The 26,255-nt window shown below is 56.2% G+C and carries 18 protein-coding genes; 9 read left to right on the forward strand and 9 right to left on the reverse strand.

The window, feature by feature from the left end; genetic code table 11:
- Positions 1–17 precede the first annotated feature (17 nt).
- Positions 18–1,166 carry a leucine-rich repeat domain-containing protein gene (locus KTE_RS45200; protein ID WP_201393871.1) on the forward strand — a complete coding sequence of 383 codons (1,149 nt, stop codon included), beginning with the start codon at positions 18–20 and terminating at the stop codon, positions 1,164–1,166.
- A gap of 49 nt (positions 1,167–1,215) precedes the next feature.
- Here KTE_RS45200 and KTE_RS45205 read toward each other — a convergent pair whose 3' ends face one another.
- A complete protein-coding gene (locus KTE_RS45205) occupies positions 1,216–3,465 on the reverse strand; it encodes a hypothetical protein (RefSeq protein WP_201393873.1) in 2,250 nt (749 codons plus the stop codon).
- Between the two features lie 505 nt (positions 3,466–3,970).
- Between KTE_RS45205 and KTE_RS45210 the strand changes: the two genes are divergently transcribed.
- From KTE_RS45210 to KTE_RS45230, 5 genes are all read left to right on the forward strand, one after another.
- A complete protein-coding gene (locus KTE_RS45210) occupies positions 3,971–7,147 on the forward strand; it encodes a LuxR C-terminal-related transcriptional regulator (protein WP_201393875.1) in 3,177 nt (1,058 codons plus the stop codon).
- Between the two features lie 161 nt (positions 7,148–7,308).
- Positions 7,309–7,530, forward strand: coding sequence for a hypothetical protein (locus KTE_RS45215; protein ID WP_201393877.1), 222 nt, complete (start codon positions 7,309–7,311; stop codon positions 7,528–7,530).
- Positions 7,531–7,552: 22 nt separating this feature from the next.
- Positions 7,553–8,797 carry a serine hydrolase gene (locus KTE_RS45220; protein WP_201393879.1) on the forward strand — a complete coding sequence of 415 codons (1,245 nt, stop codon included), beginning with the start codon at positions 7,553–7,555 and terminating at the stop codon, positions 8,795–8,797.
- A 65-nt stretch (positions 8,798–8,862) separates the two neighbouring features.
- A complete protein-coding gene (locus KTE_RS45225) occupies positions 8,863–9,783 on the forward strand; it encodes an alpha/beta hydrolase (protein WP_201393881.1) in 921 nt (306 codons plus the stop codon).
- Positions 9,784–9,834: 51 nt separating this feature from the next.
- On the forward strand, positions 9,835–10,011 hold the full coding sequence (locus tag KTE_RS45230; protein WP_201393882.1) for a hypothetical protein: 177 nt from the start codon (positions 9,835–9,837) through the stop codon (positions 10,009–10,011).
- Positions 10,012–10,014: 3 nt separating this feature from the next.
- On the opposite strand, the gene KTE_RS45235 is transcribed toward KTE_RS45230, so the two are convergent.
- The 3 genes from KTE_RS45235 to KTE_RS45245 all read right to left on the reverse strand — a co-directional run bounded on the left by KTE_RS45235 (position 10,015) and on the right by KTE_RS45245 (position 13,558).
- Positions 10,015–10,935 (reverse strand): ABC transporter permease, encoded by a 921-nt coding sequence (locus tag KTE_RS45235; protein WP_201393883.1) that lies wholly within the window; start codon positions 10,933–10,935, stop codon positions 10,015–10,017.
- 25 nt (positions 10,936–10,960) lie between these two features.
- Complete coding sequence (locus tag KTE_RS45240) at positions 10,961–11,911, reverse strand: ABC transporter permease (protein WP_201393884.1); 951 nt, start codon at positions 11,909–11,911, stop codon at positions 10,961–10,963.
- A gap of 90 nt (positions 11,912–12,001) precedes the next feature.
- Entirely contained in the window at positions 12,002–13,558 is a 1,557-nt protein-coding gene (locus KTE_RS45245) for an ABC transporter substrate-binding protein (RefSeq protein ID WP_236601017.1), read from the reverse strand.
- A gap of 743 nt (positions 13,559–14,301) precedes the next feature.
- Between KTE_RS45245 and ggt the strand changes: the two genes are divergently transcribed.
- Positions 14,302–15,924: a gamma-glutamyltransferase gene (gene ggt / locus KTE_RS45250; protein WP_201393886.1), complete on the forward strand. Its 1,623-nt coding sequence runs from the start codon at positions 14,302–14,304 to the stop codon at positions 15,922–15,924.
- 78 nt (positions 15,925–16,002) lie between these two features.
- On the opposite strand, the gene KTE_RS45255 is transcribed toward ggt, so the two are convergent.
- The 3 genes from KTE_RS45255 to KTE_RS45265 form a co-directional block, all read right to left on the reverse strand.
- Complete coding sequence (locus KTE_RS45255) at positions 16,003–18,303, reverse strand: MMPL family transporter (RefSeq protein WP_201393887.1); 2,301 nt, start codon at positions 18,301–18,303, stop codon at positions 16,003–16,005.
- 200 nt (positions 18,304–18,503) lie between these two features.
- On the reverse strand, positions 18,504–18,971 hold the full coding sequence (locus tag KTE_RS45260) for a GNAT family N-acetyltransferase (protein ID WP_201393888.1): 468 nt from the start codon (positions 18,969–18,971) through the stop codon (positions 18,504–18,506).
- 118 nt (positions 18,972–19,089) lie between these two features.
- Complete coding sequence (locus KTE_RS45265) at positions 19,090–19,530, reverse strand: rhodanese-like domain-containing protein (protein ID WP_201393890.1); 441 nt, start codon at positions 19,528–19,530, stop codon at positions 19,090–19,092.
- Between the two features lie 130 nt (positions 19,531–19,660).
- On the opposite strand from KTE_RS45265, the gene KTE_RS45270 reads away from it, so the two are divergent.
- Both KTE_RS45270 and KTE_RS45275 read left to right on the forward strand, forming a co-directional pair.
- Complete coding sequence (locus KTE_RS45270) at positions 19,661–20,557, forward strand: LysR family transcriptional regulator (protein ID WP_201393892.1); 897 nt, start codon at positions 19,661–19,663, stop codon at positions 20,555–20,557.
- A gap of 102 nt (positions 20,558–20,659) precedes the next feature.
- The gene (locus tag KTE_RS45275; RefSeq protein ID WP_201393894.1) at positions 20,660–21,115 is read left to right on the forward strand and encodes a MerR family transcriptional regulator; all 456 of its coding nucleotides are present in this window, start codon (positions 20,660–20,662) and stop codon (positions 21,113–21,115) included.
- Between the two features lie 124 nt (positions 21,116–21,239).
- Here the strand turns inward: KTE_RS45275 and KTE_RS45280 are convergent, their stop codons facing one another.
- The gene (locus KTE_RS45280; protein ID WP_201393897.1) at positions 21,240–22,610 is read right to left on the reverse strand and encodes an NAD(P)/FAD-dependent oxidoreductase; all 1,371 of its coding nucleotides are present in this window, start codon (positions 22,608–22,610) and stop codon (positions 21,240–21,242) included.
- 191 nt (positions 22,611–22,801) lie between these two features.
- Positions 22,802–25,729: a protease pro-enzyme activation domain-containing protein gene (locus KTE_RS45285; protein WP_236601018.1), complete on the reverse strand. Its 2,928-nt coding sequence runs from the start codon at positions 25,727–25,729 to the stop codon at positions 22,802–22,804.
- Positions 25,730–26,255: the final 526 nt, after the last annotated feature.

Raw genomic sequence — 26,255 nt, forward strand, 5'->3', positions numbered from 1 at the left:
GAGAACGGAGATCAATTGTGGAGAATGGCGAGGTAACCAGGCTATCGCTGCGCTACTGTGGCCTTACTACGCTTCCTGCGTCCCTGGCCCAATTAACCTCTTTGCGGGTCTTAGATCTCACCGGTAATACATTGACATCCCTGCCCGAAGAGCTTGGCAGTCTGGAGCAGTTGCAGGAGCTGTACCTGGACGATAACCAGCTCACTACGCTGCCTCATGCTCTGGGCACGCTGGTGAACCTGCGCGCACTGCACGCAGATATGAATCGCCTGAGCGTTCTACCCTCCTCTCTCTACCATCTTCCACACCTGGAGACGCTTCGCCTCTATAAAAATCGGCTTACTGACCTGCCCGCTGACGTTGGGCGACTGCAAGGGTTGCGTGACTTTAGCGTTGGCAAGAACCAGCTCACCTCTCTCCCCGAGTCATTATGGGAATTGAGGCGCCTCCAGGCCTTGAATCTCGCGGAGAACCAGCTCACCTCTCTCTCCGAGCGTATCGGCCAGCTAAAACAGTTGCAAATGTTGGACGTGGCTCATAACCAGCTTACCCTGCTCCCCGAGTCGCTTGGTCAGTTGACGAACCTGACACATTACCTCTATCTCAGCAACAATCTCCTGACGACCCTCTCTGAGTCACTTTTCACACATCTTACCCAGCTTGCATATCTTAATGTCACAGATAATCAGCTCACGGAACTCCCGCGCAGCCTTGGCTGCCTGACCAGTCTCAAAGAGCTAAGGATCTATAACAACCAACTGTCAGCCTTGCCCGAAGAGCTTGGCAACCTGGCAGCTTTACGCGAGCTACATGCGATGAACAATCACCTGGAGGCACTGCCAGATTCCCTGGGCAAGCTAAAGCAGTTGAGGGAGTTACGCCTCGCCAATAATCACCTTGCTTCTCTCCCCACCTCCCTCGGTGAAATGGAGAACCTTACCGTCCTGGACCTGCGCAATAACCGCCTCGCCGCTCTTCCAGCCTCTCTTGGTAATCTGGCTAAGCTGCGTTCTCTCGACCTGCGGGCGAACAGGTTGACCACCCTCCCCTCAGGTTTGCAGAAGCTCCAGCACCTGGAGAAGCTGGATCTGAGATGGCTAAAGCTCTCCCCGCTCCCGACCTGGCTTGATCAGCTTGAGCAACGCGGATGCACAGTGCTATTGTAGGGTCCAAGCTTGCTTGGACCCTACATTTTGTCGGATGCATTTGTGCCTGCTAAGCAGGGACCTGGCTTGTCGTGTCTGCTGGCGTTGTGGCCAGCTCCTGAGCGAAGCGAGGGTCCTGGAGCTGGTAGGAGGGCGCGAGACCAGGCTGGGAATATAGTTGCTGTAGCTGCTTGGTTGGGATGGCTGTCAGAGCCGTGCTGGGAATGCTTTGTTCGCCCGTGGCTTCGCGCCAGGCCGACTCCCAGATGGAGGCCAGGCATTGTGCTCCGTCCACCATCAATTGTATGGTCTGCTCGCCTAGCTGCTGCCACATGTAGTTCAGACTGTTGTGCATCTGGCTCCCGGTGTTGTAGGCGGCAATAATAGTCTCGGGCGGTAAGAACTGAAGGCTGTGGCGCATCATGGCGATAACGGCCAGTGCCGCCTGTTTGCCCCCTGCAATGGGTGGGTTGAGCGTGATACCCGCCAATTTCTGGTTGACGCCATCCACAATCTCGGCGGTAAAGCGATTGACCATGGCTGTCTCGTAGGCGCTATGTACGCCATGCTCAGATGGCTGGTCTGGGTGTCCATGGTGCAGGTAGGAGACATGCAGTGGCTGGCAGGCGTCGCCCACATAGTGGGCCATCGTGCCCGCGATACAGACGAAGCTCGCGACATCTTGCTGCTTTAAGGCCGTCACCATTTCATCGTACATCTGCCAGACGCGGAAGGGTAAGGCGCCGCGCTTGGCATCCATGTTGAGCGCGTCATAGAAGTTGTTCCAGAGCCCGATACTGACGTTGCGTTCGTCCCGGCACAGATCGAGCAGCGTTTGCCCGTCAAAGGCCCCCTGCCCAGGTTGGTCCATGTCGGCGAAGTGGTTGGATTCATCCTGGGGTCGCGTTGTCCTCCATACCAGGTCAGCCACGTCGGCCAGGGGGACAAATTGCCCGCCACCATGAATATGGGTTGTCCCCTGTACCAGTTGATCATCTCCGAAGGCGATAGCGTCTTTATTATTACTCATCAGCGTCTTGAGGTTGGGTGATTGGAGGATGTCACAGGCGCTGCCCGCGATTTTATAATGACCAACCTCGCCCCAGTATTCGCGATGCCCCGTATTCCAGCTAGTGACAAGGTCCACATCAAGTTCATGGCATACAATGCTCAGGCAACTTGCCAGGGCGAAGCGAAGTTGCGCGCTCCCCTGTGCTTCCTGAACTACATGCCCGCCCCATTGAAGCGCCAGGGGACGCAGGAGGGTAGGCGCCTTGATGGGGCTACCTCCTGATTTCTGTTGCCCCGGAGCGTGATCAGGATCAAGACACCAGATGGTTCCTGAATCGCCAGGCATAGTCTGGAGGGCTGGCTGTCCCGGACGGGAGCCGATCAGAAGCTCACTGACATAGTCAAAGCCTCCCATGGAGCAGTAGCGGTAGAAGAGGGCCTGGATCTCACCATACATTTTGCCTGAAGCCGCGCCATGCGCGCAGACGGGGAGGCCGATGAGGTCCAGGGAGATATTCTCAGGATTCAGATTCACAGGCGCACCCAGCTCGCCCAGGCCAAAGATCTGCGCTGTCCACTTGCTGAGATCCTCGATACGAATAAGCCCCGCGTCCAGGTTGAGGTAGGCATTTGTCCCGGACCAGTCGGGATAAACCTCTGCGAAGCCCCTTTTGCGCAACTGATTTGTAATTGCCTGGCCAATTGCCTGCCGTTGTCCATTAGAAATGGTGTAGACAGTATTGCCCGGCTCTCCACTCACATGCTGATTGGTCAGGACATAGATGTTATTGCCGTCTGTAACCAGGCAACCGGCTGAACCTATGTGCTCATGTCCTTGTGTATCGGTCACGAGTGGATAGCCTCCTCCGAGCATGTCATGAGGGAAGGCCACATCTCGCAGGGATGGAGGCGCCTCTTGCTGCTCCGGAGCCAGGATCACGCAGGTGGGAACGATACGGCCATCTGGGAGATAGAGGAAGCGTGGCACTACCTGGTCCGGGTCCGCCTCGATCAAGGCTTGTTGAGTCTGCCATTCTTTAACGAAGACGAGCACGCAGGGCCAGGACCAGGGTTGGACGATGGTATTCTCCAGCGTGCGCTCGGGAGATTGATGACGGTGGCGCCATTCTGTTTGCTTTACAGGTGTGTGCGCGTCGGGATCATCCTGGCGAATGCGGTAAAGGCCAATGGCGGTCGCGACCACATTCTCCAGGTTTGCCAGGTGTACATGATAGGCATCCCGCGCATCCAGCAGGTCGTGCACAGACAGCGACCTGAAGTTTCTGCCAGCATGGCTTGGGTGTGTCAAGGTTTTCTCCTTTCAAGCAAACAACAAGCCGCACACGTTGGCGACCTGATTTGAGTAACCATAAAATGTGTTTGAATTCTTTTGCATGTTCGGCACTCAATTGAATTCATGAGTGTGTATTTCTCTAAATAAGACGCCGAAACGGTTCTCTTTTCGTGTCTCTTTAAGTCTTCTCACTGCAACGTGGCCTCTTAGGCCCGCCGGAGAAATTTACAACGCTAAGCCCTCAGCGAGCCCAAAAGTGAGAGATCTCCACAACGCTAAGCGCCTCAGTAGCCTCTTTAGAACAGCTGGGGCGTCCGTAAGGGGCGCAGCTGCCCGTTCCGCTTTTTTGGGACCTGTAAGTCCAGATGGTGCGAGCCATGCAGGTTGATATGGGCTGAGGTGATCGGCGAGATTCCGAATGCGAAGTGCTCCTTGTTTGCTGCCATTGCCTCTGCTATACTTCTCGATGTTGGGAGGAACACGCGGTGTGTTGGGAACAACGCAAGAAAAGAAAGGTCGTATGCCGAGGTCACCACTTCACGCACTTCTCTGGTCTGCCGATCAGACCCTCTATGAGTTGTATACCTCCGGTCATCTGGAGCAGCGTTTTCGCCAGGGAGACGAGTCTCTGTGGTTGGCCTGGCTCGAAGTTGCCACCTCGTTTGCTTTCCAGGGTCGTTCTGGCCGTCTCAATGTCTACAAAGAGGCCCGGCCACGAGGAGGCCATTATTGGTATGCCTACCACACCGCCGCCAACCGTACCTCGAAACGCTATCTTGGACAGACGGCCAACGTCACATTCGCGCGCCTGGAAGAGGTGGCACACGTTCTGACACGCTCTGCCTCGCCTCAGATGTCGCCCACAGCCAGTTCTGTCACTCCGCGCCAGATTGAACACAGGATGGCACCACTCTTGACCAAGCTTATGCATCCACCCGTGCCTATTACACTTGTCGAGCGCGAGCGCTTGCTCAATGAAGTAGATACGATACTTTCTCTCCGACTGCTCTTGCTCTCCGCCTCTGCCGGAAGTGGGAAAACCACCCTGCTCTCGGCCTGGGTGGCTCGCTCTGCGGCCTCGTCCCGCAAGATTGCCTGGCTATCCCTCGATGAGACTGACAATGACCCCACCCGCTTCTGGGTTTCGGTCATCATGGCTCTGCAAACGTGTCAGCCCTCGATCGGTGAGGTCGCGCTCAGCATGTTGCACTCGCCGCAGCTTCCGCATCTCTCGACGGTGCTCGCTACCCTCCTCAATGAACTGACAGAGCTAGCTGAGGAAATCGTCTTGATCCTGGATGATTATCATGTGGTTGAAGAGCAGGCCATTCACGAAACGGTGCTGTTCTGGCTTGAACATGTGCCTGCCCAGGTGCATCTCGTGCTGGCCAGTCGTGTTGATCCACCACTCTCCCTCTCCCGGCTGCGTGTTCGAGGCCAGATGCGTGAACTACGTGACGCCGATCTCCGTTTTCACAAAGCTGAAGCGACCCACTTCTTGAATAGAGCCATGAAGCTCACCCTCTCGCAAGAAGAGGTGAGTGTCCTGGGACAGCGGACCGAAGGCTGGATTGCGGGATTGCAACTGGCAGCGCTCGCCCTGCAACAACGAGAGGATCATGCGGCCTTTGTCCGAGCCTTTACCGGAAGTCAGCGCTATCTGCTGGATTACATTCAGGAGGAGATCCTCTCCCACCTGGACGCTCCTCTCCAGAACTTTCTGCTGCGCGTCTCGGTGCTTTCTCGCCTGAATGCGGACCTCTGTCAGGCGGTCACCGCAGAACCGACCAGCCAGAAACTACTAGAAACGCTCGAACGCGCCAATCTCTTCCTAATCCCTTTGGATGAAGAACGACACTGGTATCGCTTGCATGATCTTTTCCGCGAAGCACTCCTCGCTCATGTGCGCGCCACGCAACCCGCACTCGTCGTCCACTTGCATCAGCAGGCAGCGCACTGGTATGAGAAGCAGGGTGAGTTGCGGGAGGCCATCGCCCACAAGCTTGCCGCAGGGGATTTCTCCTCTGCGGCCTCTCTGATGGAGCGTGCAGCTCAGCAGGCCTGGTGGCATGGGGAGGTCCAGACTCTCCATCGTTGGGTGATGGCACTCCCTGACACAGTGGTGCGCGAGCATGCCCATTTTGTGTTGACCGCCGCGCTCTATCTGCTCAACGCCTTCGCTTCGACCAGCCAGGAACAACGCCGCAGAGCACGTATGCAGACGGAGCAGATGATGACACGCGTGGAAGAAGCCCTCCAATCGCAGGGGGATGGGCCAGGATTACCAGTAAGATCAAGAGCAGATGAAGCCTTGCTTCAGCAACGTTTGCACGTCCTGCGCGCGTGGAGCGCTGCGGAAGATGCTATTTTCCGCAACGACCCGGCGCAGTTGCACCTACGGTATCAGCAGATGCAGCATCTGGAAAGGGACGATGAGCCGATCTGGCAAATGATCCCACTCTCCGTCACCTTCATATTCCGCGCCATTCTTCTGCACGAAGGCACCTCTCTCATCCCGCTCCTCCTGGAGGCAAAACAGCGAGTAAGGCGGACACGCGACCGCTTTGTAACCATCCAGGTGATGCACTGGTTGACCCACGTCTATCGGCACGCGGGACAATTGCGCCAGGCGTACCAGGAATCGCTCGCGGCACACGACCTGATCGCGCAGGTTGATGGGCCTGCCTTCCTGGCCGTCTATTTTTCGTATCATCAGGGAACCATTCTTTACCAGTGGAATCGGCTGACCGAAGCACGCACCACGCTTCAGCCCTTGCTCCAGCACGCGACCTTCTGGCAGCAGGTCGATATGCTAACGTGGGGGTATCAGCTACTGGTCGAGATTGAACTGGCAGCGGGGAATCTGCCTGGAGCCGAACAAGCGCTCCAGGAGCTAGAACATTTGCAACAGCGGGGATTTGTTGTTCGCGAGTCGGTGCTGATAGCAACTCGTCTGCAATGGTGGTTGGCAACTGGCAACCTGGCAGCAGCGGGTGACTGGGCTGCCCAGCTGGTGTTCCACCCGGATGCATGGGACATTCTTCGTACGGATGAGTTCTTTGCGCTGATTCGCGTCTACCTCGCTCAACACCGATATACTCAGGCGATGGAGACACTGGAACGCTTCCGCGCGTATCTAGATCAGCATGAAGACATGCTCACCACCATCCCATTTCTCGCACTGTATGCTCTGGCACTGCATCAAGCTGACAAGCATTCACAAGCCTGTCAGGTCGCGGCTCGTCTGTTCTCGCTCACGGAATCAGAAGGCTACATGCGCGTCTATCTGGATGAGGGTGAGCCGATGCGCCAGTTCCTCAAGACGTTGCAGGGAACAGCGCATCATCCTGAAGAGGGGGCCGCCACTTTTCCCAGGGAGTATATTGCCCATCTCCTCGCGGCTTTCGAGCAGGAGGTTGCTCCACGAGCAGATAGCTCCTCCACTGTCCCTGCAAAACACCAACCACAACACCCTCCGAGCATCACTCCCACAAACACGCTCATCGAACCTCTCACTGCGCGCGAGCAGGAGGTCTTGCAGCTTCTTTCTATAGGAGCCAGCAATCAAGAGATCGCGAAGCAACTAGTGATTTCCCTCACGACGGTCAAGAAACATGTGAGTGGTCTGCTGATGAAGCTGAACGCAGAGAATAGAACCCATGCGGTCGCGCGGGCGCGTGAGCTATCTTTACTTTAGCCTCTGCTCCTCTTCCGCGCGCCCTGGTTTTTTCTCCCAACTTTTTTCCCAACCTCGCGACAAATGGTACCTCAAGGTGAACCTTCGTGTACTGTGCTCTCCGCTGCTGCACCGTATCATTTCCACAGGAGAAGGAACTGGAATGGAAGGAATACAGAGTTATGCACTGCCACATTCGCATTAAAGGACATCTCGACCCATCCTGGCAGCAATCGTTGGAGGAACTACACATTATGCACGAAGCGAACGGCACAACCCTGCTCTCAGGTGTCCTCAAAGACCAGGCAGATCTTTATGGGGTGCTTTTGAAGATCCGTTCTCTGAGCTTGTCATTGCTCGCCCTTGAGACAAGCGAAACGTCATACGAGACTGCAGAAAAATAGTATGAACATACAGGAGATTTATGTGAATATTACAAGCAATTTACACCGCAGCGGGTTCTCACAAGAACGTCTGGGTCGTCTGAGCAAAGCTTTGGAAGGGTATGTCGAGCGAGACGAGTTCGCAGGAATCATCACGCTCATCCATCGACACGGCGAACTGGCGCATGTCGACACTATTGGCTGGCAGGATAAGGAGGCGAGGCTTCCCATCCAGCGGGATACCATCGTGCGTCTTGCCTCGATGACCAAACCAATAATCGCAGTGGCCGCCCTGACACTCGTCGAAGAAGGCAAGCTCCGCCTCTTCGATCCAGTGGACAAGTGGCTGCCAGAACTCGCCAACCGCATGGTGATGCGTGACCCGAATGGCTCGCCAGAAAATGTCTATCCTTCTCCGCGCGCGATCACCTTGCACGACCTTTTGACCTACCGTCCTGGTATTGGGTGGGGAAAATCCAGTCTTGGGTCCAGCCTCCTTGCGTTGACTGCCGCCCCGATAGCAAATGCACTCCAGATCCCAAACGCGGAGCACCTGGCCCCTGACGCATGGATAGCCCGCATCGGCGAATTTCCTCTGGCCTATGAGCCTGGCTCGCGCTGGCTCTATCATACGGCCTCGGACATCCTGGGTATCCTGCTCACGCGTGTCACAGGAAAACCGCTGGAAGTAGCTCTGCGTGAACGCATCTTTGAACCGTTGGGTATGGTGGATACCAGCTTTGTTGTGCCACCCGAAAAACGGAACCGCCTTGCTGTTCTCTACGGACCCGCGCCTGAGGGAGGGCTTGTCGTGCTAGATCATCCCCAGATGACGGGCTGGGCTGAACCGCCGCTCTTCGCATCCGGGGGAGCTGGCCTGGTTTCCACCGCTGACGACTACCTGCGTTTCGCGCGCATGTTGCTGGGGAAAGGTGCATTGGATGGGGTACGCGTCCTCTCGCGCAAGATGGTGGAGGCCATGACGACAGACTATCTCACGCCTGAGCAGCATACTCATGCCACTTTTGCTTTGAGCACGAACGAGATGTGGGCCAATCGGGGATTTGGCTATGGCGTCCAGGTGGTGACAAAACAGACTGGATTAGGCCCCAGCGCCGGCACCTTCGGCTGGCCGGGCGGCCTGGGTACAGCGTGGTACGTGGACCCTCGAGAGGACCTGGTGGCGCTCATCCTGCTTCAGTTCCAGAATGCTATCGTAGCTGCAGATTGGCGCAGCAAGATTGGCGATGATTTTTTGACGCTGACGTATCAGGCAATCAACGATTAAAGAGAGCAATAACTAATAATTATGAGTTTTTGGTGAAAATAACCATAAAACAGGAGGTTATCTTTATGCCTAGTCCAGAAAGCATGCAGATTCGCAGCTATTTGTTGTCCCGTAAAACTGCCCCGCGCTCGCCATTATCATTGGCCGAGCAGCGTGTCGCCTTTGAATCGTTCATCGAAAACGTTGTCGGGCATCCTCTCCCATTGCTAGAAGGAACGCGTATAGAGTCTGTAGACGTGAGTGGCGTCCCAGCAGCATGGATCAGTCCACCTGAGGCCGACGCAGAACGCATGATGCTGTATCTGCATGGTGGAAACTATATGCTTGGTTCGCTCACATCGCATCGGGATCTGGTCACACGCTTGGCTGCCGCGGCAGGGATGCGCAGCCTGTTCATTGAGTATCGGCGCGCCCCCGAGCATGTCTTTCCTGCCGCGCTTGACGATGCGTTGACCGCCTATCGCTGGTTGCTTGCCAATGGGACCAGACCTGAGCATCTCGTGCTGGCCGGTGACTCCGCAGGTGGTGGCTTGATCCTGGCCTTGCTGCAAGTCATGCGTGAAAAGGACGTGCCCATGCCAGCGGGGGCAGCACTCCTCTCACCCTGGACCGACCTGGTAGGTACGGTTGAGAGTCGGACGACGCGTGATGCAACCGATCCCACGTTTACTGGAAAGGCGATTAATGCGCTGGCGAGCTTCTATGCGGGCACGGAAGATCTCCACCATCCACTGATTTCACCGATCTACGCCGACCTGCGCGGCTTTCCACCCTTGCGGATTGATGTCGGTCAGGACGAAGTATTTTTGGATGACTCCCTCCAGGTCGCAGACCATGCCAGAGCCGCGCAGGTTCCGGTCGAGCTGACCGTCTGGGAGGGCATGTGGCACGTCTTCCAGAACTTCTCTTCCGTCTTACCTGAAGGACAGCAATCACTTGAGCAGATGGGGACGTTTCTCCGCCACCAAACAAGATCGTCAGAGTGAGGCGAGCAGACCGAGGTTTCGGTTTCTTGTATCGTTTGCTCAGGCTTCGATATGGCTCTTGAGGTCGAGAAGATCATTCAATCGGCCTCCTCAACGCCCGAGGCAGTGAAGGCAACGATCAAAGGCTTTAGCGACAAGGGTGTGGATGAGCTCTGCCTCTGGCCCTGCCTCGCTGATCTCGACCAGGTAGATCGCCTTGCCGACCTTGTCGCTAGTAGCGCTTCATAACGGTTAGAGCCGCTCCAGCCGCCGTGTGCTTGTGCGTGGATCAAGGTGATCGCGTATGGCATCGCCAAAGAGATTGAGGCTGATGAGCACAATCACGATGGTCAGGGCAGGCCCAAGCATCATCCAGGGATCGGTGCGCAGAAAGGGTTGGGCCTCGCTGACCATCGCGCCCCATTCGGGCGTGGGTGGTTGTACACCGAGTCCCAGGAAGCTCAGCACCGATTCGTCAAGAATGGCGAAGGAGATGGAAAGCGTGGCCTGGACCAACAGAGGACTAAAAATATTGGGAATGATGTGGCGCGCCAGGATCTTCCAGGTTCTGGTGCCGCTCACACGCGCGGCGGTGACGTAGTCCTGGGCCACTATCTGGAGCGTTTGACCCCGGGCGATACGGGCGTAGATAGGGATACGTACCACGGCTAGCGCGATGACCAGGTTGATCAGGCTGGGCCCTAGCGCGGTAACCAGAGCCAGGGCCAGGACCAGCGATGGAAAGGCGAGTAAGGCATCTACCAGCATGGTAATGACCTGGTCGACCCAGCCCTTATTATAGGCGGCGAGGACGCCAAGAATGGTGCCACAGACGCCTCCCAGCAGAATCGTAATCGCCGCGACCGAGAGTGAGATACGCGTGCCATAGAAGATACGGCTGAGCTGATCCCGGCCAAGCTCATCTGTGCCAAGCAGATGCGCACCGCTGGGTCCCTGGGCTGTGTGCGTGGGATTATAGATTATTGGAGAATAAGGACTAAGGATGGGTGCGAAGATGGCTATCAGGATGAAGAGGAGCAGGATTAGGCCACACCACCAGCGGGGATCTTGCCGCAGGGCGTCCAGCAATTGCTTAGCACCCGAACCGGCTTTCTCTCTCTTGCCGGGTGGGTCAGCCTGCGTCTCGCTCTCCAGGCTTGTTGGTACACTCATATATTTCTCTCCTTGCATACAACCGTCACTTCGCCTCGAAGCCTATGCGCGGGTCAAGGACTGCATAGCCGACATCGACGAGCAAATTGGCTGCCATATACGAAAGGGCAGAGAGCAGCACAACTCCTTGAACGACTGGGTAGTCCTTGGAGAGGATGCTGGTCACAGCCAGTTGACCAATACCAGGCCAGAGAAAAATGGTCTCTATGGCGAAGGTACCCGCCAGAATCGCGCCTACCTGTAAGCCTATAATCGTGAGCACGGGGATGATGGCGTTGCGCAAGGCATGAGTATAGAGTATTGTGCGCTCTCTCAAGCCCTTCGCGCGCGCGGTACGCACATAGTCCTGGCTCAATACCTCGATCATGCTGGCCCTGATCTGGCGCATATTGACTGCGATAGATCCAGCGCCCAGCGTTATCATAGGTAAAATAAGGTAGCGTAGGTTGCCTGCCGGGTCCTCTTGAAAGGAGATATAGCCACCTGGAGGAAAGATGCGCAGGTTTACGGCAAATAAGAGCAAGAGAAACAAGCCCAGGACGAAGGCAGGGGTAGCCGTGCCAAGCAAGCTGACGATATTGACGAGCCAATCGATCCAGGTATTGCGGTGCGTGGCGGCATAGACGCCCAGGGGAAAGGCCAGCAGCAGGGAGAAGAGCAGCGCGCTAAGGCCCAGTTCCGCGCTGGCGGGAAGCCGTTGCCAGATCGACTGTAGTACCGGCTGCTGGAGCTGGATCGATTGCCCCAGGTTGCCATGAAAAGCCTGCCAGAGCCAGGTGCCAAACTGTTCGGGCAGCGGTTTATCTAACCCTAATTGCTGGTGCAGGGCGGCGATGGCCGGGGGCGTAGCGTCCTCACCGAGTAGCACACGCGCCGGGTCGCCCGGAACAAGGTGAATAGTCATAAAAGTCATAAAGCTGACCAGCAACGCTACAGGAAGCATAAAAAGTAAGCGTTGTGCGATATAGCGGGCCACACTGTACTCCTTCACTAGTTTTGAGGTTATATATATTGAGTATGGCTGCCTGGCCGGCGAAGCCAGCAGGCAGCCATACTCAATAGGTTCCTATGAGGCCAGGGTTACTGTCGCAAAGTTGTAAATGCCTGTTGGCTGGATCGTGAAGTTCTTGACGCTGGTGGTCGTTGCCTGGACTGAGACTCCGTGGTTGATAAAGATGTACGAGGCATCCTGCAAGATCAGTTGTTGCGCCTGCTGGTAGTCTGTCGCGCGCTCTTGCTGATCGCTGGAGGCGCGTGCCTTCTCCAGCAGGAGGTCTGTCTGGGGATTGGAGTACTGCATATTATTATTGCCGCCGCCTGTATGGAACCACGAGTACAGGTTGCCATCTGGATCGGGACGCCCACTCCAGCCAATCAGCGCTGCCTGGAAGTTATGGGCGCTGGTGTCGCTCAGAATGGTGGCAAAGGTCTCCTGTTTGATGTTGACGGTAATCCCGGCTGGCTGCAGCTCGGATTGAATAAACTGTGCCTCCTGTGTATTGAGCGGCGAGCCACTGGGGACGAGCAGGGTAAAGGTGATGCTGGTCTTTCCCGCTTTGGCCAGAGCGGCTTTCGCTTTGCTAATATCGTAGGTGTAGGGCTTGAAGTTTTTGTCATAGGCCCAGCTAGTCGGTGAAATGGGGCCACTTGACAGAACACCATTGCCCTTGAGCACGGTATCCAGAATCTCCTGGCGGTTAACGCCCCACTCGATAGCCTGGCGCACATCGAGATTATCCAGGGGCGCGACCTTTGTGTTGAGCATAAAGCCGAAGAAGCTCAAGGCTGGTGCCTGTTTATAGGTCAGGTCGGGGTTGGATTTTGCCGACGAGATATCGTTCGGGTCAAGCCCGTCCGCAAGATTAATGGCCCCGGTTTGCAGGTTGGAGAAGCGCAGGCTGCCATTGGTGATGGGACGATAACGCACAGTATCCAGGTAGGGCAGCGCCTTCCCCTGACCATCCTTTTGCCAGTAAGAGGAGTTCTTCTTGATCGTGAGGTGGTCCCCTTTGGCCCATTCGCCAAACATAAATGGCCCGCTGCCAGCATTGGTAGGAGCATTTGCCAGGTTCGCGCCCAGTTTTTGAACCGCCGTTGGTGATAAGATCATGCCAGCGCGGTCGCTCAGGGTTGCGAGCAAGGGCGAAAAGGCTTTCTTGAGATTGAAGACTACGTGTGAAGCATCCTGGGCCTGCACCGACTGGACGCTTGAAAGCTCGCTATAACGGGGCGATGATTGGTTGGATAGGATACGATTGATGTTAAATACAACCGCATCCGCGTTGAAAGGTGTGCCATCCTGGAACTTTACATCGGTGCGCAGGGTAAACACCAGTTGCGTGGGCGAGGAATACGACCAGGAGGTCGCCAGGTCAGGGACGAGCGCATTCTGCTCATTGACGTGAACCAGGGTGTCATAAATATTTAGCATTACCTGCCGATCAACAAGGGCCGTCGATTTGACTGGATCAAGCGTTACAACATCTGTGTTTAAGCCGACGGCTAGGTTACCACCAGTCTTGCTCTGGGTGCTAGACGTGGTGTCGCCGCCGCAGGCTGCTAGTAGCAGCGCCAGGGCGCTCAAGAGCAGAGAAAGTGTTAGGAGCAGCTTCGGCTGACCCATGCCTCCTCTTCGCCAAAAAGAATGTATCACGGCTCGGTTCCTTCCTTTGAAACTGATCCTGCCCCGCCAGAGAGGCTCCCTACTTCGAGACAGTACGACATGCCTATGAGGTCTCTAATAAAAAATTCCTTTCTGACCACCAAATAAAGATACGCTATCTTCTCAAAATTTCTCACCACTGCGTGGCGATGCATCCGGCAAGTCGTAGGGTCCATGCAAGCATGGACCCTACAGGTCTCCGTGTCATTTGCCGGATGCACTAATGGCTCACCTATGCATACTGGTGAGTGTGGTCGCTGGCTGGCTCCGCCAGCCAGCGACCACACTCACCAGTATGCGAAGCGTCGCAGACGCTGAGAATACATGATAACAAGAGGAACCACGTTGTTACCTCAAAAAAAAGTTGTCAGTTTCTGTAATAGAAGATAACATGAAGAAAGCAAGTGAGCCAGACTTTATTTGACAATTTTTGCCTGGGGAATAAGATAGAAAGGCAAATGCAACTTGCTTGTTTTTAACAATATAATATAAAATCGACCTTTGTCAAGCTTCTTTTGTCAAGGCTTAATGCAGAGCTTTTCCTAGATATCCTATATATAAAGTAATAAAGAATAGTTGTAAAGTAATAAAGAATAGTTGCTTGCTACAAGAATGTGATATACTTCGGTAAATTCCTGCTTAAGTAGCAGCATATTTGTAATCTCAATGCGTCTTGCATTGCTTGTGGTAAAAGGAGGTTTCTCTTGGCCCTCACAGCAGGAGCACAGACATTTCCTCAACATCGTCCGGCTACCCTGGCCCGGCGGGGTATGGTTGCGGCCCCGCACTATCTGGCAGCGGAAGCCGGGTTAGATATCCTCAAGGCAGGTGGCAACGCGATTGATGCCGCCATCGCGGCGAGTGCCATGCTCCAGGTCGTCTATCCCTTTGTATGTGGTCTGGGCGGCGATGTATTTATGCTTATCTATGAAGGTGCTAGTGGAAAGCTCTACGGCTTAAATGGGAGTGGTCGCTCGGCTGGGACCGCGACCATTGAGCGCTATCATGAGCTGGGGTATGAGCGCATGCCAGTGTTTGGTATTCACTCCGTCACTGTACCTGGCTGTGCCAGTGGCTGGGGCGAGGCTGCGCAACGCTTTGGCCGCCTGGGATTAGGTGCGTCCCTGTCACCCGCGATCTCCTACGCGGAAGAAGGCTTTGCCATTGGACCCGACCTGCACACGGCCCTGACCAATGCCAGCGCCAGACCCGACGTTCACCGTTCCTGGCATACCCATTTTCTCCCTGACGGTAGCGTACCCGCCCATGGGTCGATCATGCGTTTCCCCACGCTGGCGCGGACGCTACGTACCATCGCTAAAGAGGGGCCGGAGGCCTTCTACCAGGGGGCCATTGCCGAGCAGATCGCCAGCTTCTTCGCCCGCGAGGGTGGCTTGATTACGCGTGAGGACCTGGCAGCCCATCGCAGCGATTGGGTGACGCCCTTGAGCGTGCCTTTCGCGGGCCTGGATATCTATGAGCTTCCCCCCAATACCCAGGGGGTGACGGCTCTGCAAATGCTGGGCATGCTGGATCAACTTCCCCTCGGGGCCTCTCCTCTCTCCGCCGAAACGGTTCACCTGGCGGTTGAGGCCAAGAAGCTGGCCTTCGCTGATCGCCAGGCCTACCTGACTGATCTTGGGCACATGCGCGTCGATCCTGCCTCTCTTATTGAAGCCAATTATCTGGCAAGCAGGCGTGCGCTGATCGATCCCCAGCGCGCGCAGGCTTCTGTTGCTCCCGGCGGTTTTACGGGTGATACCGTCTATCTCTGCGCGGCGGATCGCGAGGGCAACGTGGTCTCGCTTATCCAGAGCAACTATATGGGCTTTGGCAGCGGCGTGGTCGTGGATGATACGGGAATTGTGCTGCAAAATCGGGGCGCGTATTTCTCGCTGGACCCGTCTGCCGCCAATGCCCTGGCGCCTGGGAAGCGTACATTGCATACGCTCATTCCCTCCATGGCCCTGCGCGAGGGGCGACCCGCTATCGTCTTTGGTAGCATGGGCGGCGATGGTCAGGCTCAGACGCACCTCCAGGTCTACACGGCCCTTGCCCGCTATGGACTGAATATGCAGCAGGCCATTGAAATGCCGCGCTGGGTCCATGGTGCCATCCATGGCACCGGCGGCGAGATGCTGCTGCTGGAGAACCGCTTCCCGAGCGAGACGGTCGATACGCTGCGCAGCCTGGGACACGAGGTACAGGAGGGCAAGCCATGGCTCACGACCATGGGCTATGCCCAGGGTATCATTTTCGATCTCGCCACCGGCGTTATGCAGGGTGGCTCAGATCCCCGCGCCGAAGGCATCGCGGCTGGCTGGTAAGACGATGGATACAAGCAGGGTGCCTTCCCATGTAGGAAGGCACCCTGCTTGTATCCATTTCTTATATTTGGTGCGGCCTCAAACGGGCGCGGCCTCTTCTTCTGGAGTATACAGTGTGCCTGTGGGCTGATCCTCCAGGGACTCGCGCAGGCCGAAGCGCTGCCAGAGTACTTGGAGGGGGCGAGGCGCCCACCAGTTCCAGGCTCCAAGTAGGTTCATCATCGCGGGTACCAGCAGGCCACGCACCAGGGTCGCGTCCATCAGGATAGCCAGCGAGATGCCGACGCCAATCTCCTGAATGACCAGGATGCGCGAGGAGGCGAAGGCTGCCACGACGATTGCCAGCAGAAGCGCAGCGCTGGTAATCAGCCAGCCAGTGCGTTGCAGGCCGGTCGCCACGCTCTCGCGGTTGTCCCCGCTACGATCAAATTGCTCCTTGATACGACTGAGCAGGAAGACCTCGTAGTCCATCGAGAGGCCGAAGGCGATGGCAAAGATGAGGATGGGCTGAGTGCTGTCCAGGCTACCAAAGGCTCTGAACTGTAACAGGTTTTGCAGGTGCCCATCCTGAAAGATCCAGACCAGCGCGCCAAAGGTGGCGGTCAGGGAGAGCGTATTCAGGAGAATGGCCTTGAGTGGCATAATCAGCGAGCCAGTCATGAGGAAGAGCAGGACAAAGATCGCCACGCCCATCAGGAGCAGAGCGTAGGGGAACGTCGTCAGCAGGCTGGCGAACTGGTCCACCTCTTCCGCTGGCGTGCCACCCACCATCCGGCTCAAGCCTGTGGGTGGCGAGATAGCACGCACATCTTTAACCAGGCTTCTGGCATCATCAGAGCTGGCATCCAGGTTCGCCGTCAAGATGATCTCGGTTACGTTCTGCTTCGCCAGTTGTTTTGCAGCCTCTGTGATTTGCGGATTTGAGGCTGGATGCGCGTAGATCTGCTGATATTGCGCCAGCGTCAGGCCGGGAACCAGGCTGACCACGCTCTGCACATTCGTGACATGCTTCAATTGTTTGAGCTTGCTGACATAGGTATTGAGCTTTACCAGGTTCTCTGTGCTCAGAGCATCCCCCGGCGTGCGCACGGCAATCGTGAGCTGAGAGTTGTCCTGGTCAGGGAAGTTCTGCTTGAGCTGTTCAACTACGATGCGCGAGGAGGCATTCAAGGGCAGCGAGTGCTCATCGGTCTGCGAGAATGAAGCATGCAGGAAGGGCGTACCCAGTAGTAGCAGAAAGGCAATAGCCACAATCGTAATGGGAATGCTCCAGCGCATCACAAAGTAGGAGAGGCGGTACCAGGCGCCCTGGCGTGTATCGCTGGCGGAACGCTGGCGGCGACGCAAGAGACGTTGTATGGAGAGCGCGTTCACACGATGCCCTAGCAGGGCCAGGATGGCGGGCAGAAGCGTGATTGACCCCAGCATCGCGACCAGCGCCGAGGCGATCATGGCCATACCTATCGAGCGCAGAACATCCTGGGGAAAGATCAGCAGGCTTATCAGGCTGGTGCAGACCGTCAGCCCGGAGAAGAGCACGGTGCGCCCGGCGGTCGCCATCGTACGCTGAATGGCCCTGCTCACCTGGTCAGGATTGCTCGCCAGCTCCTCGCGGAAGCGGGTAATGATAAAGAGTGCGTAGTCAATCGCCAGGCCCAGCCCGATAATGGTAATCACATTCGTGGCGAAGCTTGAGACGCTGGTAAAGGTTGTAATCACGCGCAGGATCGCGAACGAGCCAACAATGGCGAAGCCACCAATCAGCAAAGGGAGCAGCGCTGCGACCAGCCCATTAAAAATGAGCACCAGTAGCAAGGCTACCAGGGGCAGGGCGATGGTCTCAGAAAAGGCCAGGTCATGCTCCAATTGCTGGTTAAATTGGATATCGGTTGCCAGCGAGCCACCTATGTCGACATGTAGCGGAGGCGCCTTGAGCAGTGGAGTCAGGGCGTCATAGACCTTTGTCCCGCCCGCGCTGGTATTGACCTCCATATAGAGCAAGGCCTGGTGCTTGTCGTGCGAGAGAAAAGAAGAACTGTGAGTCGTGTAATAGGAGGAGAAGGCCGAGACCTCCGGGCGGGCCTTCAAGGTTGCGCTTAATTGCTGCGCGGCCTGCGCAAACTGCGGGTCGGTCGCCACTAAGCGCGGATCGCTGAGCAGGACCAGCACTGTATCAGTATTCTTGCCTTTGGAGGCAAAGGTGTTTTTGAGTAGATCGCGTGCCTGAACCGATTCGCTATGTGGGTCCTCGATATTAATGCCACGCAGAGCATCAAAGACCTGGAAACCATACAGAGCCATAAAAACGGTGAGTACAACTGCCAACAAAACCACCCACCACCGCGTCCGGTACAGCTTGTCACCAAGCCAGAGTAACATAGGGCACCCTTTCGCCTTATCGGGAAATACACCAGCAACACACTAATATTTTCGATCTATAGATGTTCCAGGTGAATAATACCATAGACACCACGTTTAGGGCGCGTCGATTTATCTCCTGGGTCGAGATACAACCCCGACGTGTCAATGTTCACCCTCATCTCACCACAAAAAAGTGTGTTGCCTGGGGATGCATACGCTCACGTATGCCCAGGCAAACTGAAGCGCATCTTCGGCCTGCCTTCCGCGCCCAGGCGCTGATAAAAGCTGATCGCTCGCTCATTCCATATAGGCGTTTGCCATTGTACATTCACGCAGCCTAACTTGAGTGCCAGGTGTGCGATCTCCTTGACCAGCAGAGGCCCAAGCCCTCTACCGCGTGTATTCTCTCGAAGATACAGGCAGTCCATATGCAAGAATGAAGCGGCATCCCAGGTTGAGAACTCCTGTGTGGCTGTGGCGTATCCAAGTAGTTTTCCATCCTGTTCAATGACCCAGGCATACAGGCGCGGAGGCGTCGAGAAGAGCGCGGAGGATAATTGTTCCCCTTTGCCCTGGGGATTATATCTGGCACCTTCATAGGCCGCATGTTCCGCGCATAGTTGTATGAGCGCTTCGATATCGTCGGGTACGGCTTCCCGAATGAGGCAGGGCTGCTGATAAGACATTGGTTTCCCATCTATAGACTACTACCGGCTCATTTCAAGCCAGGTTGCGGCGAAAACCTGCCAGGTTTTCGCCCAAGGTGATCACGGAACGATAAAGCGCGAACGAGCAGGCATTCTCCTAGCGAATGAGGGGCGCCTGGTCGCCAAGTGTTCCCTCCACCTCACCGCCTTCGCGCCGCCAGTATTCGATCCCTCCAATCATTTCTTTCACGCCGAAGCCCAGGGCACTCAGCCTTGCCGTCGCTTTGGTCGCGGCATTACATCCAGGCGACCAGCAATAGACGACCAGCGGTTTTTCTTTGGAGAGATGGGCTGTCGATTCAGCGGTAATCTTGCGATAGGGAAGGCTGATCGAGCCTGGAATATGGCATTCCTCGAAATCCTGCGCACCACGTGCATCAATCAGTAGAAAGCTGTCCTGACCGCGTTGCAGATCCAGGCGTACATCGGAGGCATCAGTTTCTACGGAGAGTTTAGCGAGAAAGTGGCGCTGTGCCTCCTCCGGGCTGGCGACTGGTGTTTCTAGCACTAAAGAAAAACGGGACTTTGTGGTGCTCATGGTTCTGACTCCTTTTGTAATCGTACTTATGGTTCAGGTTGGTGTAGGAGTACTTTACCATAGACGCAAGCATTAGCGTTAGCTATAATCTTTGATGAAAAGTATTAAGAATATTGATGGATGGCCATAGATGGATTTTATTTACCTGCAAACCTTTTGTGAGGTCGCGAAGTGGGGTAATTTTACGCGCGCCGCCGAAGCCTTAGGCTACTCGCAGCCCAGCGTGACCACTCAGATTCAGAAGTTAGAGGAGCAGTATGGAGCCGTGCTCTTTGAGCGCTATGGAAGAAGGATGCGTCCGACGCAGGCCGGTGAAGTGCTGTTGCCCTATGCCCACCAGATCCTGGCTTTGCAGGCTGAGGCCAGGGCCAGGATTGCTGAGCAACAGACGGGAACGCTCTTGATTGGGACCATTGAGACACTGGCCGCCTTCTATCTCCCGCCCGTTCTCCAAACCTTTCGCGAGACGCATCCTGATATCATCATTGGGCTGCAATCTGGCAATGAGGCATCGATAGTGCAAGCCGTAAAAGATGGCGCATGTGACCTCGGCCTGATTCTGGATCGTGTTACTGAGAACCCGGAACTGGTGTGTGTTCCGTTGCGTAAGGAGGAGTTTGCCATCATTACGCGACCGGACTCCCCATACAGCCAGTTGGCGGAAGTGAAGGTCCAGGATCTCGCGCACGCGCGTTTGATTCTCACTGAAGAGGGATGCACCTATCGCGCTTTACTGCTCCAGGCACTCAAGCAGTCGAGTATCACGCACCAGATCGCCTGTGAGTTCAATAGTTTGGAAGCGATCAAGCAATGCGTTCTGGGTGGCCTGGGAATCGCGTTCCTACCATATGTGACGGTGCAGGAGGAGGTGGCGCAGGGAAAATTGCGGGCGCTTCCGTTCGCGTACACCAGCCATCTGTATACCCAGGTGATCTACCTGGAGCGGAAGTGGCGATCTCAAGCCTTCCAGAGCTTGCTGGATGTGATGGGCCATTATGAAGCGCCGCAGGTGCTGAGTGGGCTATAACAGCGTCGGGCAGGAACGCGGCTCTCCCGTGGGGTTCACAACGTTCAAGAGAAACACTGAAAGCTCTTGACCTAAAGCACTTGAGGTTTTTATACTACGGATATGAATAAGACATCATCTATTCGGCATCAAGAAACATACACCATTCATGAAGTGGCTCAAAGAAGTGGGTTGAGCATTCCAACCCTCAGATACTACGAAGAGATAGGGCTTGTGCCTGATGTCGGGCGTGATACAAGCAGTGGTCATCGACGCTATAGTGCTGACACTGTGCAGATTATAGAGTCACTGGCAAATTTGCGTGCCGTTGGCATGAGCATAGAAGAGATGCGTACCTATCTGACACTTCGCGAGCAGGGCGACGAGACGGCAGTCGAAAAGCGAGAACTGTTTCAGGCACACGCCGAAGAATTGGGGAAGCAGATTGCGCGGCTGCAAATACGTCAACGCTACCTCTCGTTTAAAGTCACCTACTGGGATGCCCGTGCCCGTGGTGATCTGGACGAAGCCGCGCGCATCGCTCTTGAGTACGAGAGTATTGTGAAGGATTTAAGATAACTCATAAAGGTGGGAAGCAAAATGATGAGATTATCTTGGTAAAGGGGTGTGGTGGCGGATGGACTTTGCCCATCCGCCACCACACCCCTTTACCCTGCACGAAGCACCGCAGGTGCTGAGCGGATTAATGGGAGGAGGATGGCCGAAGGGCAGCAGTGACTTCGCTGGCGGCGCGGTAGCCTGTGAGGAGGGCGCTATGGACTGTTCCGGTAAAGCCAAGCGTATCGGTGGCCTCGCCGGCGAAGAAGAGCGTATTTTCAAGCGGCTCAGCCAGGCGGGCGGGAGCATCTACGGCGCCGACGGGGACATAACTGTAAGCTCCACGTGAGTAGGGATCGCGGCTCCAGTTGTGGGTCGCGGTAGAGAGAATGTGAGACTGTAATGTCTCGACGGAACGGCCAATTGTGCGTGAGAGGGCCTGAAGCGCCTGCTCAACGAGCGAGGCTTCGTCGGCCTCCACCAGGGGCAGGGCCTGGGTGCCACCAACCCAGGCCGTCAGCGTCGGCGCGCGCAGGGGTGCCTGAGTCCACCATACGGGAAAGTTTGGGTCATCGCTACGCAGAAAGCCCAGGCCGGGTAGCGCTGTCTGCTGTTGCTCTCCCTCCTGTTCCCAGAAGAAATCATCGAAATGGAAGACGACGCGCATTGCGGTCCCCATACGCAGGTCCTGTGCCACCTTCCACTTGCCTGGTAGGTCCGGATCATAGGCGATAGCTCCGCGTGCGCCTGCCGGAGCCTGCCAGACTCCCAGTGGTACCGTGACTATCGTGGCGTGCCCCTGCCAGTTCTCTCTCTCGCCTTGAGCATTACGCGTCTGCACCGCGACGGTGCCAGGAGACCAGCTAAGCCGCTGCACCTCCTGTTCATAGACGATATTCTCGCTTCCAAGCTGTTGTACCAGCCAGTCTACCAGGCGACTATAGCCGAAGAGGGGGCGAAACTGGCGCTCTTCGTTGATAGAGTCGGCCGCGTGCTGACACTGCTGGAGCCAGTGGACGCTGACATCCTCCAGGCGGGCGGCGTTAAAGCCTTCAATATAGGAGACAACCTGGGCACGGGCTTGTTGCCAGTGCTTGGAGGCAAAATGCCGTTGCAGAAAATCCTGCGCCGAGCAATCTGGCCCTACGTAGGCGTATAGGGCCGCGAGGATGGTCGCGCTTCCCTTCACATCCTCGTGCGTGTCGAATATCTGCCCCGAGTGGATAAAAGAGAGGGTGCCGCTCTCCTCATTGAGGAGGAGTCCAGCCTCATTGAAGAGGGAGAGTAGATGTGGCTCCATGCCATGCACGAACTCGGCCCCCAGTTCGCTCCAGGCGCTCGATCTTGCGCCGTTTATATGAGAGGAAGGCTGCTGATGCTCCACGGTGGCAATACGGCCCCCGGCGTGGTTGCGTGCCTCCAGAATCGTCACCTGGTAGCCCTGGCGTTGTAATTTGAGCGCGGCTCCCAGGCCGGCGATACCGGCTCCAATGATGAGCACATCCGTCGTGGGCATAAACATTTTCCTCTTTTCTCCTACGTCTGTTCAATTGGTTCTCTCTGTATTGTATCCCAACAGGCTTGTGCAGTACCACCTTGTCTCCCCTGTATGGGCGTGGGTATGCCTCTGAAGCACAAACAAGAAGGGATGGCCTCATCTTTGAGACCATCCCTTCGGGTTGGGACCGCTACTGGTGTACGCGGCTACTAGTGAACGTTTACATCATCGAAGAGGGTGTAAGTGGCATCGCCAGCGTAGTTGTCATCATGGCTGGTTAGGGTAAGGGTATACGAGTGACCCGCCGTGACCGTGGCTGAGACCTGGACCCAGGTGGCGTTGTTAGTGCAGGTTTTGGCCAGAATGGTGCTGGTGGTGTTACTCGTGTTGTCCTTAAGGGTGGCCGTGGCCCAGTCATAGGTCACGGTATCAGGGCAGGTGACGCGGTACCAGAAGGAGAGCGTGCCGCTGCCACTGGGAACAGTAAAGGTCTGGCTGATGCTGCTATCGCCGTTGGTAGCTGAAGAGCTGCCCGCCTCACCAGAGTAGCTGCCTGCGTGAGCGGTAGTGCTGATCGAGGCCGTACCCGCAGTGGTCCAGCCCGAGAAGGACCCGGTCTCAAAACCAGGATTCGTCACCGGATTGGTGGCTGCCGCGGAGAGCGCCACATCATCAAAGAGGGTATATGTGGCATCGCCAGCGTAGTTGTCATCATGGCTGGTCAGAGTCAATGTGTACGAGTGACTAGCGGTTACTCCAGCCGAGACCTGGACCCAGGTGGAGTTGTTAGTGCAGGTTTTGGCCAGAATAGTGCTGGTGGTGTTACTCGTGTTGTCCTTGAGGGTGGCTGTGGCCCAGTCATAGGTCACGGTATCAGGGCAGGTGACGCGGTACCAGAAGGAGAGCGTGCCGCTGCCACTGGGAACAGTGAAGGTCTGGCTGATGCTGCTATCGCCATTGGTTGGCGAAGTGCTACCTGCCTCACCAGAGTAGCTGCCTGCGTGAGCGGTAGTGCTGGTCGAGGTAGTGCCTGCCGTAGTCCAACCCGAGAGTGACCCGCTCTCAAAGCCGCCGTTGGTGATGCTACCGCCACCGCCCGAGGTCGTGACCGTGACCGTAACGGAGGCAGTATGCGTAGCACTTCCCTCGGTACCCGTGACCGTAACGGTATACGTACCCGCCGCAACCGACGAGCCTACGCTGACTGTTAAGGTCGAGGAACCGCCCGCGGTGACCGAGGTGGGGCTCAGCGACGCAGTTGGGCCAGCAGGCGAGACGCTCGCGGAGAGGCTCACTGTGCCCGCCGATCCAGTTGTGACTGCTGTACTAATCGTAGAGGTACCATTGCCACCCTGGGCGATTGAGAGACTGGTGGGGCTGGCACTGATAGAGAAGTCATTGGTGCCGCCAGTGGTACCAGCCGCGTCGCGCGCGAAGTTCCAGACATCTGGGGTGCCAATGCCGGTTGCCAGGTCATAGCCCGTGCCTGCATTGTAGAAGAGGTTGTTGCCGCTGGTCACATCGTGATAGGCCGTATAGGTCTGGCTGGTATTGAAGAGGGTATAGAGCTCAGCGTTAACGTTGCCAAGCGTGCTCTTGCCCTGACCTGCCAGGTAGGAGTTAACGTCCGCGGCCACGCCAGCCCATAGGGGAGCCGCCGCGCTGGTGCCGCCAACTGCGATCCAGCCTGCCGAGCCGGAGGAGCAGCCGGATGCGCTCACGGTACAGTAGACGGAGTAGCCGGACGCAGGATCGGCATCGGCCGATACATCGGGGACGTGGCGCATACTATTGCTATCCACACCTGTGCCGCTCTGATACGAGGGTTTGGAGAAGTAGGTGCTATAGCCGCCGCCACCGCCCGAGCCTTTGGGGCTGCGCTGGGTATCATTGGGATTGGACCAGGCAGACTCACTACCGTAGCTGCTGCCACTTCCCAGTTGCAGGTTGGTACCACCAACGCCGACCACGTGAGGATCATCGGCAGGTGAGTCTACCGCCAGGCTGGTATTGTTGCAGTCGTAGGCGCCCGAGTCGCCCGAGGCCGCGAAGAAGGATTGCCCCTGCGAAGAACCCTGAAGGAAAATATTATCCAGGGCGCTCAACTCAGAGGTGCCCGAAGAGGCCTCACAGAGACCCCAACTGGTGCTGGTGACCTTGGCGACATTATCGGTAACGATCTTGTTATAGGTATCGTTGACACCGGTTGTCGAGTTGGGTCCGATGTAAATTTTCTGTGTCGCTCCTGGCGCGATGGCCGAGACAACCTCCATATCCAGTTCAACCTCGATGGCGCCAGCACCCGCTGTATTGGTGGCCCCATCCACCAGGACATTGGAGTACTTCGCCGATCCCAGGCTGTACTGGCTGAGATAGGTGTTGACGTCCGAGGCGTTATACCCATCCAGCTCAAAGATAGCGACGGTCTGCCCGCTGCCATTGGCGCTGCTGATCAGCGAGTTCATGTCGTAGGCAGTACGCAGATCGGTCGGCGTATAGCCGCCGCCAGGGCCTGCGGCAGGTGCCATGTGCTTTGCGGGATGATAATGCGCCACATTGTCCAGGCCGCTGATGTTGAGCACCAGGCCAGAGAGATTGGCCGGGACAGACGGTTCGCTGGTAGGAGCGTAGACGGTGCTCCCATTGAGTGCGTAATCGGCGATTGTGATGTTGAAGGCGCGTTCAACAGCAGAGAGAGATCCAGATGCATCGATTAAGAGACGATTTGAAGCAACCGAACTGACCTGTAAGCCTTGGCTGTGCAGGTAGCTAACGACTGACCTGACACTAGCTTCAGTGGGGCTAAACTGCGCGGTGAATTGCTGGGGCGTCAGATACTGGTGGTACAGTGAGGAATGCGGATCGCTCTGAGCGCGTACCAGGGCCTCCAGCGCGCTTTTATTGCGCAGATTGAGCGCGATAGAGAGCTGGAGTTGCCGGTTTGCAGACGAGGTGTGTAGAGGCGAGTGGTGTTGTAAGGCGGGAACCAGGTGCCCAGATATGACTGAGCGTCCACTGGGCGGCGCCGCCTGAACGGCAGTAGAATGTAAGAGAAACGCTGGCACGATCATCGTAATCGTAGCCAGGACGAGGATCGCCCAACGCCGGGGCGATAGTCGAAGAAATGTGTTCTTCAAGGCTGAACCTCGCTCTAGAAGCTCTGGCGCGCGCTAGCGGCCCTGGCTCCCCTACTCTACCAGGATGGTGAAAGATAGTCGCCACCTGGTCACAGTACACAGAAGGGAATACAGTTTGTGCCCCTTCTCAAGGTGAAACGGGTAGTCTGCCTCCACCCTGCCAGCAGGCAAAAGGATGGACTAGGAGAATATTACCTCATCATGCTTTCGTACCACTTCAGCCACGTCTTCTGCACTCAATGCCCTTTTGAAGCGCTTTCATGCATTGAAAATGCTCTATGTCTTACCCCATCTTCTCTAAGTACTGTCTCTCAAACAAAGACTTATATAAGAAAGTAAAAGGGAAAGGACGTATGGCGTGGGCGAACGCCCACGCCATATGTCCTTTCCCTTTTACTTTTGAGAGGCGCTGAAAATTGCCTACAAGACAGTTGACAAGTGAACTGTTTAAAAGTATACTAATTCGAGCAGGCAGGCGAAATGCGCGTATGGAGGTTCCGGGCGAGGCATTTTTGGCTTGCCAGAG

The organism is Ktedonobacter sp. SOSP1-85, from assembly GCF_016587415.1.
Classification (GTDB): domain Bacteria; phylum Chloroflexota; class Ktedonobacteria; order Ktedonobacterales; family Ktedonobacteraceae; genus Ktedonobacter.